Origin of the sequence: Phenylobacterium soli, assembly GCF_003254475.1 — a bacterium.
Lineage (GTDB): Bacteria > Pseudomonadota > Alphaproteobacteria > Caulobacterales > Caulobacteraceae > Phenylobacterium > Phenylobacterium soli.
On record NZ_QFYQ01000001.1, the window covers coordinates 730,411 to 741,266 of the forward strand.

Consider the following 10,856-nt stretch of genomic DNA (forward strand, 5'->3'; position numbering starts at 1 on the left):
CTCCCGCTCAGGGCCATCGCCTGAAGGACATCGCTCGTGTGTAAAGCCGTGAACCTGGCCGCCGTCGTGCTGGCCGCCGCCGCCCTCGCCGGAACCGCCGAGGCGCGCGAGAAGCTGAAGCCCGGCGCCTCGGCCACCGTCTACAAGGACACGGCCTCGCCCGACGCGGTGAAGGGCATCGGCACGGAATCTCAGGACATCGTCTCCATGGCCGACGCCATGATGCGCGACCTGCTGACCGTCCCGCAGCTGATGAACGCGGCCAAGCCGCCGCGGGTGATCATCGATTCCAAGTACTTCCGGAACGAGAGCTCCGAGATCATCGACAAGTCGCTGATCACCGACCGCATCCGGGTGAACCTCAACCGCGCCGCCGGCGGCCGCGTCATGTTCATCGGCCGCGAGTACGCCGAGATGGTCGAGCTCGAGCGCGACCTGAAGGACAGCGGCAAGGTCGATGTCGGTACGACGGGACGCACCCGCGCCCAGGCCGGCGCCGACTACCGGCTGGTCGGCCGCATCGGCACGCGCGACGCCCTCGATCCGCGGACGGGCACGGCCTCGCGCTTCTCGCAGTACACCTTCGAACTCATCGACCTGGAATACGGCGCCATCGTCTGGTCGAACCTCTACGAGTTCAAGAAGGAGAACCGCGACGACGTCGTCTACCGGTGAGGCCAGGCCGGTGCGCCGCCTCGCCTGCCTGATCGCCGCGGCGGTCCTCGCGCCGGCGGCGGCGCGCGCGGCCGCCCCGCCGCCGCCCGCGCCCGTGCCCTACGACGCCGGTCCGGAGGCTTTCGAGCAGCGGTTGCCGGTGGAGGGCGAGCGCAATCGGGTCCTCAACGAGATGGAGATCGGCGCCCGGGCCCTGTGGCGCTCGGACTATCCGAAGGCCAAGGTCGCCCTGGACGACGCCCTCGCCCGCATCGGCTCGGTGTTCGCCGACGATCCCAACGCCGCCAAGGCGCGCAAGCTCTGGTACGACGAGGGCTCGAAGGACTTCAAAGGCGAGCCCTACGAGCGCGCCATGGCGTTCCTCTACCGGGGCCTGCTCTATCTCCACGACGGGGACTACGAGAACGCCCGGGCGGCCTTCCGCCAGGGCCAGATGCAGGACGCCTTCGCCGAGGAGCAGCAGTACCGCACCGACTTCGCCCTGCTCGTCTTCCTCGAGGCCTGGGCCTCGCACCTCAACCACGACGAGGACCTTCGCGACCAGGCGCTGGCGATCCTCGCCAAGCTGCGGCCGGACTTCCCGGGCATCGCGCCCAAGGACGACACCCTGGTGTTGGTCGAGACCGGCTTCGCGCCGCGCAAGCTCGGCGACGGCGCCGACCACGCCTACTTCGTCTACCGGCGCGGCAAGAACATCGCCGAGAACCAGGCCGAGGTGGTGCGCCCCTCGGGCGCCCAGCGCGCCTATCCGATGGAAGACATCTTCTTCCAGGCCTCGACCCGGGGCGGGCGCCAGATCGACCGCATCCTGCAGGGCAAGGCGCAGATGAAGCAGAACACCGGCCAGGTCGGCTCCTTCATCGCCGACGGCAGCGTGGTGGTCTCCAACTTCACCGGAGCCAACGACGCGGTGGCTATCGCCGGAGGCGTCGCCGGGGTGCTGCTGCTCGTCTCCTCCAGCGCCAAGCCGCAGGCCGACACCCGCACCTGGTCGTCGCTGCCCGACACCGTCCACGTCCTCACTCTGGCGACGGGCGGCAAGCCGCCGCCGCAGATGAGCGTCCGCTTCCTCAAGGACGGCGTCCCGGTCGCGGGCGAGGACCAGCCCATCCAATGCGACACGCAGGGCAGGTCCAGCCTCTGCCTCGTGCGCGCCCACCAGCCACCGAAAGCGAGCCCCCCATGACCAAGACCCGCCTCTTCCGAGCCGCCGCCGCAGGCGCCGTCCTCCTCTCGCTCGCCGCCTGCGCCACCCCCGAGGCCCCCGAGGGCGGAGTGCGCATCGACCAGCAGAACGACATCCACCCGGCGCTCAACTCGGTGCGCGTGATCGACGCCGGCCTCGCCCGCTACGCCGGCGCCCGCCACGAGGTGAAGAGCGTGTTGGACGTGGAGGGGGTCTACCTGTCCACGACGCCGACCGGGTTCCGGAAGGTCACGGTGCAGATCCGCAACAAGACCGACGTGGCGATCCCGATCGAGGCGCGCGCCTCCTGGTTCGACGCCGCCGGCGTGCCCACCGACGCGGCGCAGTCCTGGACCCGCCTCTTCGTCCAGCCGCAGGCCATGGTCACCTTCGAGCAGGTCTCCGCGCGCCTGCCGTCCACCCAGTACTACGTCGAGATCCGCGGCGCCCAATAGGCCGCCGCAACGGGAGCCGTCTCATGTCCCTGAAGTCCCGCCTCCTGGCCGCCGTGGCGCTCGCGGCCTGCGCGGCTCCGGCCGCCGCCCAGTACCGGGAGGAGACGCCCGCCGTGGCCGGCTATCGCCCGGACATGCCGGCGGTGAACGCCGCCCCGGCCGTGGCCGACCCGGACGCCGGCAACCACGCGGTGGCGGCGGCCTTCTCGGCCTGGAGCCGGCGGGCCGGCCGGCCAAGCATCCTCGTCTTCTTCAATCGCCAGCTGATCGAGGATTCGGCCAGCCAGTACGACACGGTGACCGCCTCGGCCGCCGCCGGCGTCGCCGAGCGCGGCGCGGTGGTCGCCGGCGGCCATCGCCTGGCGGTGGCCGGCGAGGCCTCCCGCGCGGCCGTGGTGGCGGAGACCCGCACCTATCAGCAGCGCGCCAACGACGGCCGCTACGGCTTCCGCGACGGGCTCTTCACAAAGGCGGTGGAAAGCTCGGTGATGAACGCCTTCATCGGCGCCGACGCGCGGGTGATGAGCCGCGAGGCGCTGATCCGAAGCGTCTCGGCCGCGCGCGGCAAGGACGACCGGCTCGACATCCAGCACCTGGAGACCCTCGCCCTGCAGAAGGGCGTGCAATATCTGGTCGAGATCCTGCCCGACGACGACGCGTCCTCGCCGACCGGCGTGCGCTTCACCGTTCGGGTCACCCACCTGCCGACCTCGACCCTGAAGGCGAGCTTCGCCACCACCGGCGATCCGCCGCGCGGCGCCTCGCGCCTGGTGGCCGGGCGGGACGGCTTCGAGCGGCGCGCCGCATCGAGCCGCGCGACCCCTGAACTGATCGGCGCCCAGGTCGCCTACGACGTCATGGGCCGCCTGCGCTGAGCCCAACGAAAAGGCCCCGGCGGTCGCCCGCCGGGGCCCTCGATCTCGTCTCTTCGGCTGCGGTCAGCGGCGGTTGCCCATGAACTGCAGCAGGAATTGGAAGAGGTTGATGAAGTTCAGGTAGAGGTTCAGCGCGCCGTAGCTGGTGGCCACGCCGAGGCCGGCGGTGTCCCCGCCGAGGGCGTAGTAGGTCATCTTCAGGCGCTGGGTGTCGTAGGCGACGAGGCCCGAGAAGATCAGCACGCCCAGCAGGCTGATGATGAAGCTGAAGCCCGCCGGGTGCCAGAACATGCCGACCAGCGAGGCGATCACCAGGCCCCACAGGCCCATGATCAGGAAGCTGCCGAAGCCGGTCAGGTCCTTCTTGGTGGTGTAGCCGAACAGGCTCAGCGCACCGAAGGCCGAGGCGGTGATCAGGAAGGTCAGCGCCACCGACGAGCCGGTGTAGGCCAGCAGCCAGACGCCGAGTCCGGCGCCGATCGCGGAGACCACCGACCAGTAGACGATGCTGGCCGAGCGCGGGCTCGGGTTGCGCATGAACATGGCCCCGATCAGCACCGCCAGCGGCAGGAAGCGGATGATCGTGCCCAGGCCCGTGAAGCCGACCAGGCGGCCTTCGGGGCTGACCACGTAGAGCAGTTGCTGGACCGGCGCGAAGTCGGCGGTCAGCCAGGCCAGGACTGCGGAGAGCAGGAGGCCCAGCGCCATCTTGTTGTAGACGCCGAGCATGAAGCTGCGGAGACCCGCGTCAACCGACATGTCGGCGCGATCCGCCGGGATCGTGCGCGCGTAGCCGCGGTTGAAGTCGCTCATTTGAGGCTTAGCCCTTGATTCAAACGCCCAAGACCGGACGCGACCGAAATATCGGGTCCCACCAAGGCGGAAGCAAGGCCCTATAAAGTAAAGGGTTGTTAACCTTCTGCCGAGGACGGAAGGGGGTTAGACAAGGGCCATGATCCGCCTGTTCGCAGCCCTTCCCCTGCCGCCGGAGATCGCCGCGGGCCTCGCCCGCCGCCAGACCGGCGTCGACGCCGCGCGCTGGCGTCCGGCCGAGAGCCTGCACATCACCCTGCGGTTCTTCGGCGACATGCCCGAGAACCTCGCCCGCGACCTCGACGCCGAGCTGTCGCAGCTCAGCGCCGAGCCCTTCGACATCGAGCTCAGCGGCGCCGGCGCCTTCGGCGAGGGCCGCGACATCCACGTGATCTGGGCGGGTGTCGCCGAGAACCCGGCGCTCAACCGGCTCGCCAAGGCCTGCGAGACCGCCGCCCGCCGCGCCGGCCTCAAGCCCGAGAGCCGCCGCTACCACCCGCACGTGACCCTCGCCTACCTGCGCCAGCCCGACCCCGGCGAGGTCGCCCAGTGGGTCCAGGCCAACAACCTCCTGAAGTCGCCGCCGATCCGTGTGGACAGCTTCGCCCTGTTCTCCAGCCACCAGACCAAGGAGGGCGCGGTCTACCGGCTGGAGGCGGAATACGGGCTGTAGCGCGCTGCGGGGAGCGGCTTCACGCCTCGACGGCGTGGTCCTTCAGAACGCCCAGCGGGACGATGGCCAGGGTCTCCTCGTGCGTCGCCGCCAGGACCACCTTTGGCGCGGCGCCGGCGTCGAGCGCCTCCTTCCAGCGCGGCGCGCACAGGCACCAGCGGTCGCCGGGCTTCAGGCCGGCGAAGCCGTACTCGGGCATGGGTGTCGAGAGGTCGTTGCCCACCGCCTTGGAGAAGGCCAGGAACTCGGCCGTCATCACCGCGCAGACGGTGTGCATGCCGGTGTCCTCGTGGCTCGTCTCGCAACAGCCGTTGCGGAAGAAGCCGGTCACCGGATCGAGCGAGCAGGCCTCGAGTTCGCCGCCGAGAACGTTCCTGGCCGAAGGGTCGTAGCGCTCGGTGACGGGGCGTGTGGTCATGGGCGCACTCTAGCGGCTAACCTGCGTCCGCTCCATGCGCCACCTGGCGCCGCCAGGCTCAGTCTCAAGGCTTGCGATGACCCCGATCCGCCCGCGCCGCAGCGCGCTCTACCTTCCCGCCGCCAACGCCCGCGCGATCGAGAAGGCGCGCACCCTGGCCGCCGACGTGATCATCCTCGACCTCGAGGACTCCGTCGCTCCGGACATGAAGGACGAGGCGCGCAGGATGGCGGTCGAGGCCGTGGCGGCCGGCGGCTTCGGCCCACGCGAGGTGGTGATCCGGGTGAACGGCCTCGATACCCCCTGGGCCGGGTCGGACCTGGCGGCGGTCGCGGAAGCGGGACCGGACGGGATCCTGCTGCCGAAGGTCGCCTCCGCCGACGACATCGAGTCCTGCGCCGAGCAGGTCGCCGGCCGGGCGCGCCTGTGGGGGATGATAGAGACCTGCCAGGCGGTCTTCCGCCTCGACGCCCTGGCCGGCGCCAGCCGGGCCTGCGGGCTCGACGTCTGGGTGATCGGCGCGAACGATCTCGTGAAGGAGATGCGCTGCCGCCTGGACGAGGCGCGCACCCCGCTGCTGCCGGCCCTGTCGCTGGCGATCATGGCGGCCCGCGCTCACGGCCTGGTCGTGCTCGACGGGGTCTACAACGACATCACCAACCTCGAGGGCCTGGCCCGCGAATGCGCGCAAGGGGCCGCCCTCGGCTTCGACGGCAAGAGCCTGATCCATCCGAGCCATCTGGAGACGGCCAACCGCCTCTACGCCCCGCCCGGCGACGAGGTCGCCTGGGCCCGCACCATCGTCGCCGCCTACGCGGCGCCGGAGAACGCCGGCCGGGGCGTCATCAAGGTCGAGGGCAAGATGGTCGAGCGGCTGCACCTGGCTCAGGCCGAGCGGCTGATCGCGGTGGCCGACGCCATCGGCGCCCGGGAGGCCTGAGGCCTTGGCCCGCGCCCTGCCGGTGCTGGCGGCGCTCGCCCTGGCCGCCCCCGCCTGGGGGCAGACCGAGCCCGACTACGATGCGCGCGTGCGCCAGTCCTTCGCCGCGGCCGAGAGCTTCCAGGGCGCGCTCGACGGCGGCTGGACGCTCGCCGCCGGGGGCGAGGGCCCGCTGTTCGCCATCCGCTTCGCCGACCACGACGGCGAGGTCGAGGCGGCCTGGCGCGACCTCCGCCGCCCGGGCGCCCTCGGCGCGTCCGGCTTCGTCGACGCCGTGGAACGCGACGGCCCGCGGCTCATCCTGCGCTTCGCCCCCGCGCCGGGCGTTCAGGCGATCGCCACCCTGACCGCCACCGGCTCCGGAGGCTGGTCCGGCGAGCTGGCCGAGAACGGCCGCCGCCGGCCGGCGACCCTCACCAAGACCGCGCCCTAGGCCGGCTCCGCGATGCCGAGCGCCTGCCGCGCGGCCCTCATCGCGGTCGCCAGCGCCTCGGGCTCGTAGGGCTCGGCCACGCCCGCGCCCCACACTGGCCCCGGCCAGGCTGCATCGTCGGCGCGCCGGCCGACCACATGGATGTGCAGCTGCGGGGTCACGTTGCCGAGCTGGCCGACATTGAGCTTGGTCACCTGCCGCCCGAGTGCGTCCCCGGTGCGCCGTACGGCCGCGCCCGCCGCCAGCACCTCCTCCATCAGCGCCTGCCGCTGGCCCGGATCGAGATCCTCGAGCTCACGGGCGCCCTCGACGCGGGGGATCAGCACGATCCAGGGGAAGCGGGCGTCGGCCTGCAGCCGTGCGTGGCAGAGCGGCAGCTCACCCAGCGCCTCGGAGGTCGCCAGGAAGGCGGGATCGATGCGAACCATGCCCCCGCTTGAACACCAAGCCCACCCCATCGCCAAGTGCCCAGGCCCGGGCCAGCTGCGTTGCGGCATTGCAGCAAGACTGAGGGTGGGCTAGGGACCCCGCCGACGTTGCGGCCTTCGGCCGTCCCCAAGACAACAATCGGAGCAGCACCCATGGCGACGAAGCCCCCGATCCGCGTGGCGGTTACCGGCGCGGCCGGCAACATCGGCTACGCCCTTCTCTTCCGGATCGCGTCGGGCGAGATGCTCGGCAAGGACCAGCCGGTCATCCTCCAGCTGCTCGAGATCCCGACCGAGGGCGCGCAGAAGGCCCTGAAGGGCGTGGCCATGGAGCTCGAGGACTGCGCCTTCCCGCTGCTGCAGGACATGGTGCTGACCGACGACGCCAACGTCGCGTTCAAGGACGTGAACTGGGCCCTGCTCGTCGGCTCCAAGCCGCGCGGCCCGGGCATGGAGCGCGCCGACCTCTTGAAGGACAATGGCAAGATCTTCATCGCCCAGGGCAAGGCGATCGACGCCGTGGCCGCCGACAACGCCCGCATCGCGGTGGTCGGCAATCCCTGCAACACCAACGTGATGATCGCCGCGAACCAGGCCAAGCGCCTGCCGCGCAACCGCTTCACCGCCATGGTGCGCCTCGACGAGAACCGCGGCCGCGCCCAGCTCGCCAAGAAGGCCGGCGTCTCGATCAACGAGGTCAGCGAGCTGTTCATCTACGGCAACCACTCGCCGACGATGTTCGCCGACTTCACCCACGCCAAGATCGGCGGCAAGGCGGTCACCGACGTGATCACCGACCGCGCCTGGCTCGAGAACGAGTACCTGCCGACCGTCGGCAAGCGCGGCGCCGCCATCATCGACGCGCGCGGCCAGTCCTCGGCCGCCTCGGCCGCCAACGCCCTGATCGACCACGTGCGCGACCTGGCCACGCCGGGCGCGGTGCACTCCGTGGCCGTCGATTCCGAAGGCCGCTACGGCTTCGCCGAAGGCGTCTGGGCCGGCATGCCGGTCCGCTCGACGGCGGACGGCTACGAGGTGATCACCTCCTACGAGATGGACGACTTCGCCAAGTCGAAGATCAAGATCACCAACGACGAGCTCGTCGGCGAGCGCGAGACCGTCAAGGACATGCTCGGCTAAGCCCGAGCCTCCTAGAACTCCGGAGCTTCCTGAGCGCCGTCGCGGTCCTCCGCGGCGGCGTTCAGTTCATCTATGCGCTGCTGATAGACCTGGGCGAGGGCGCGGCGCGAGTGGTGCGCGGCGTCTTCGCGGATCGCCAGCCAGTCCCGCTGGTCGGCGCGCAGCGCGCCCGGCCGCGCGACCGCCTGCAGCGCGCGGCGATAGGCGCGGTTCATTTCCCGGTCGGCGGCGGCGACCTCCGGATCGCCGCAGATCATCTGATCGGCGAGGCCCGCGGCGCTCGCGCAGTCAGCGCCGGCTCGGCTTCGGGCGGCGACCGGCGGCGGGCCGGACGGAATTCCGCGGATGACCGTCGGGCCGTTCTGGACCTCGGCCGGCGCCGGCGGCGGCGGGGCGAGGCTCGGCATCACCGGGGCGGCGACGGCCGCGGATGCGAAGCTTCCACTGGCCGCCGGCATGCGCGCCGCGGCGGCCATGTCGGGCGACAGCACCTCCAGCTTGCCGTCGGAGCGCAAGGGCGCGGGCGGCGGCGGCCGGTTGACCTCCACGGGCACGGCCGGGGCGGCGCGTTCGGCCGCGTCGGTGTCATGGGTGGTGGCGAGGTTCGGTCGCAGCAGGAAGCCGAACGCGAGGCCCAGGGCCACCGCGGCTCCGGCCCCGATCATCAACTCGCGGCGGCCGATGCGCGGCAGGCGCATCCGGCGCGGCGGGGGCGGCTCGGCCCCGGCGAAGCCGCGATAGGTCGTGTCCGACCAGGGCTCGCCCATGGGGTCGCTGGTCATGATGGTCTCCTGCTCATCTCGCCCGGCTAAACCCCGCCCGCGCCGCGCCGTTGCAATCGCAGAGCTAACAAAGGCGAATTCGGTTCGCCCCTGCCGTAGGCGGCGGCTCAGTTCGCCTTGGCTTCGCGGGCCAGGTCCTGCAACTCGGCGATGCGGGCCTGGTAGACGTCGCGGACCGCCCACGGCGCCTCTCGCGCCGCCGCGGCCCGGGCCGCACGCCAGCGCTGCTGCTGGCGTTCCAGGGTGGCGGCCGGCACGCCCGCCGCCTCCGCGTCGCGATAGGCGCGGTTCATTCGCCGCTCGGCGGCCCCGAGGTTCGGATCGCCGCAGGCCAGCGCTTCGCCCGGATCGGCGGAGGTGCAACGCTGGGACGCGCTCGCGACCTTGACCGGCGCGGCGCGCGCGGGCCGCGGCTTCGCCTTGGCCAGCCGGCTCTCTGGCTCGGGCTTACGCTTGCGAGCCGGCTTCGCCTCGGCGGGCGCCGGTTCGACCGCCGGGGCGTGGTGCGGCGCGAGCTTGGCCAGGGCGTGGGTCAGGACCGACAAGCCATGGCGAGGTTTGGGCGCCGGCGCCACGTCCGCGACCTCGGCCTCGCGCGGCGGCCGTGACTTGTGGCTGGCCGCGTGGTTGGCGGCCAGGCGCTGGGGCTTCAGCTTCGGCTTCGGCGCCTCCGCCTGCGCCACGCGCGTCGCCGGTTTCGGGACCGCCTTCGGCTCCGCCGGCCTGGGCGCGGCGGCGATGGCAGGCTTGGCGACGGGCAGCGGCGCGGGCGGCTTCTGAAGCGCCGGCGCCAGCGGACCGGGCACGGGGGCGGCGACGCGCACCAGTCCGCTGGGCGGGGCTTTCGGCGCCATCGGCTCGGGGGCGGCCGGCGGCGCGGCGGGAACGGACAGTGGCGGGAGAGGCGTCGGCGGGACGACGGTGGGGCGGCTCAGCACGTCCAGCGGCTTGCCCACCGGCGCGGGGGTGTCGTCGACCACGATGGCCAGGCGCCGGTCGGCCGGCTTCGTAGCCATGGCCGTGGGCTGGGCCTTCGACGCGCCGGGACGTTCCAGCTCGCTCGGCCGCGCCCACAGGCCCACGCCCGCGCCGAGCAGGCAGGCCGCCGCGACCCCGCCCAGCAGCAGCGCCCGGCTGACGCGCGGCGCGTGCGCCGTCGGCTCGCCGCGAGGCGGCTCAGAAGATGATGGATCGGCAGACTCGTCTTGGACCATGGGTGCCCCCCGAACGCTGGTCCCTCGACGTCAGGAGGCCTTGCCCGCGGCCATGCGGCCGCGCGGGCGCCAGCCCCCGAACTCTCCCCGCCGCCAGTTAGACCGAAAAAGCGCCGCTGCGCCAGAACCTGCGCCGCAGCCGGCGCGAGACGGATCGTCTCAGGTGAGCGGTCTCAGGCGATGGAGCGAGCCGCCACCGGCGATCAGATCCAGCGCATCTCGCGCAGCGCCTTGGCGTAGGTGCGGCTCACCGGCACCTCGGCGCCGTCCTTGAGGGTCAAGGTCGCGCGGCCGTCGCCGCGGCGCGCATCCGACACGGCGGCGCGCGCCACCCACCAGGAACGGTGCACCTGGGCGCCCTCGATCCCGTCCAGCTCGGCCACGGCGTCGGCGAGCCGCATCAGGATCAGGTCCTGGCCCTTGGAGGTGTGGAGCCGGAGGTAATGGTCCTCGGCCTGGACCGCCCAAAGCTCGCCGCCGCGCAGCTTCAGCGGGATGCGGTCGAGGAACTTGACCGGCCGGGGCGGCGCCGGCTGGGCCGGCATCCGCCGCGCCGCCAGCATGGCGACCAACGAGGCGCCGACGCAGATCAGGACCGTGTCCCACAGGATCTCCGGCAGGTAGCGGTTGGCCGGCGGATGGCCGTTGGACAGCGTCACCCCGAGCCAGACGACGGCGCACATCGGCGGCGCCATGAGGATGCCGGTGGCGAGCCCCGCCGCCCAGGTCCCGCGTGACCACAGACCGAGCCGCCAGCTCAGGCGTGCGCTCGCCAGCCCCAGGAGCGAACCGATCCAGCTGTAGGCGAAGTTCAGAGCCGCGTG

13 protein-coding genes and 1 pseudogene are annotated in these 10,856 nt (G+C 72.2%); 8 read left to right on the forward strand and 6 right to left on the reverse strand.

Features of this window, described 5'->3' with window-relative positions; genetic code table 11:
- Nucleotides 1-36: 36 nt before the first annotated feature.
- The 4 genes from DJ017_RS03765 to DJ017_RS20010 are packed head-to-tail and all read left to right on the forward strand — an operon-like array spanning nucleotide 37 to nucleotide 3,191.
- A complete protein-coding gene (locus DJ017_RS03765) occupies nucleotides 37-675 on the forward strand; it encodes a penicillin-binding protein activator LpoB (protein WP_227000004.1) in 639 nt (212 codons plus the stop codon).
- A gap of 10 nt (nucleotides 676-685) precedes the next feature.
- Complete coding sequence (locus DJ017_RS03770) at nucleotides 686-1,861, forward strand: hypothetical protein (protein WP_111527458.1); 1,176 nt, start codon at nucleotides 686-688, stop codon at nucleotides 1,859-1,861.
- Nucleotides 1,858-2,316, forward strand: a complete 459-nt coding sequence (locus DJ017_RS03775; protein ID WP_111527459.1) for a putative periplasmic lipoprotein — start codon at nucleotides 1,858-1,860, stop codon at nucleotides 2,314-2,316. Before DJ017_RS03770 ends, DJ017_RS03775 begins: the two co-directional genes overlap by 4 nt.
- 23 nt (nucleotides 2,317-2,339) lie before the next feature.
- Nucleotides 2,340-3,191 (forward strand): hypothetical protein, encoded by an 852-nt coding sequence (locus DJ017_RS20010; RefSeq protein ID WP_133255379.1) that lies wholly within the window; start codon nucleotides 2,340-2,342, stop codon nucleotides 3,189-3,191.
- Between the two features lie 63 nt (nucleotides 3,192-3,254).
- On the opposite strand, the gene DJ017_RS03785 is transcribed toward DJ017_RS20010, so the two are convergent.
- Nucleotides 3,255-4,004 (reverse strand): Bax inhibitor-1/YccA family protein, encoded by a 750-nt coding sequence (locus tag DJ017_RS03785; RefSeq protein ID WP_111527460.1) that lies wholly within the window; start codon nucleotides 4,002-4,004, stop codon nucleotides 3,255-3,257.
- A gap of 139 nt (nucleotides 4,005-4,143) precedes the next feature.
- Here DJ017_RS03785 and thpR point away from each other — a divergent pair, with 139 nt between their 5' ends.
- On the forward strand, nucleotides 4,144-4,677 hold the full coding sequence (thpR, locus tag DJ017_RS03790; protein ID WP_111527461.1) for an RNA 2',3'-cyclic phosphodiesterase: 534 nt from the start codon (nucleotides 4,144-4,146) through the stop codon (nucleotides 4,675-4,677).
- Between the two features lie 19 nt (nucleotides 4,678-4,696).
- Here thpR and DJ017_RS03795 read toward each other — a convergent pair whose 3' ends face one another.
- Complete coding sequence (locus DJ017_RS03795; protein ID WP_111527462.1) at nucleotides 4,697-5,095, reverse strand: DUF2237 family protein; 399 nt, start codon at nucleotides 5,093-5,095, stop codon at nucleotides 4,697-4,699.
- Nucleotides 5,096-5,171: 76 nt separating this feature from the next.
- Between DJ017_RS03795 and DJ017_RS03800 the strand changes: the two genes are divergently transcribed.
- Both DJ017_RS03800 and DJ017_RS03805 read left to right on the forward strand, forming a co-directional pair.
- Nucleotides 5,172-6,035 (forward strand): HpcH/HpaI aldolase/citrate lyase family protein, encoded by an 864-nt coding sequence (locus DJ017_RS03800; RefSeq protein WP_111527463.1) that lies wholly within the window; start codon nucleotides 5,172-5,174, stop codon nucleotides 6,033-6,035.
- 4 nt (nucleotides 6,036-6,039) lie between these two features.
- Entirely contained in the window at nucleotides 6,040-6,468 is a 429-nt protein-coding gene (locus DJ017_RS03805) for a hypothetical protein (RefSeq protein WP_111527464.1), read from the forward strand.
- Here DJ017_RS03805 and DJ017_RS03810 read toward each other — a convergent pair.
- Entirely contained in the window at nucleotides 6,465-6,896 is a 432-nt protein-coding gene (locus tag DJ017_RS03810) for an HIT domain-containing protein (RefSeq protein ID WP_111527465.1), read from the reverse strand. The two genes, DJ017_RS03805 and DJ017_RS03810, sit on opposite strands and share 4 nt — an antisense overlap.
- Before the next feature lie 153 nt (nucleotides 6,897-7,049).
- Here DJ017_RS03810 and DJ017_RS03815 point away from each other — a divergent pair, with 153 nt between their 5' ends.
- Nucleotides 7,050-8,036, forward strand: coding sequence for a malate dehydrogenase (locus tag DJ017_RS03815; protein ID WP_111527466.1), 987 nt, complete (start codon nucleotides 7,050-7,052; stop codon nucleotides 8,034-8,036).
- 11 nt (nucleotides 8,037-8,047) lie between these two features.
- On the opposite strand, the gene DJ017_RS03820 is transcribed toward DJ017_RS03815, so the two are convergent.
- The 3 genes and pseudogenes from DJ017_RS03820 to DJ017_RS21015 all read right to left on the reverse strand — a co-directional run.
- Nucleotides 8,048-8,818 (reverse strand): lysozyme inhibitor LprI family protein, encoded by a 771-nt coding sequence (locus DJ017_RS03820; protein ID WP_111527467.1) that lies wholly within the window; start codon nucleotides 8,816-8,818, stop codon nucleotides 8,048-8,050.
- Between the two features lie 107 nt (nucleotides 8,819-8,925).
- The gene (locus DJ017_RS03825) at nucleotides 8,926-10,032 is read right to left on the reverse strand and encodes a hypothetical protein (RefSeq protein WP_111527468.1); all 1,107 of its coding nucleotides are present in this window, start codon (nucleotides 10,030-10,032) and stop codon (nucleotides 8,926-8,928) included.
- 203 nt (nucleotides 10,033-10,235) lie between these two features.
- Nucleotides 10,236-10,541: pseudogene (locus tag DJ017_RS21015) on the reverse strand (LytTR family DNA-binding domain-containing protein); the annotation flags it as partial.
- Nucleotides 10,542-10,856 lie beyond the last annotated feature (315 nt).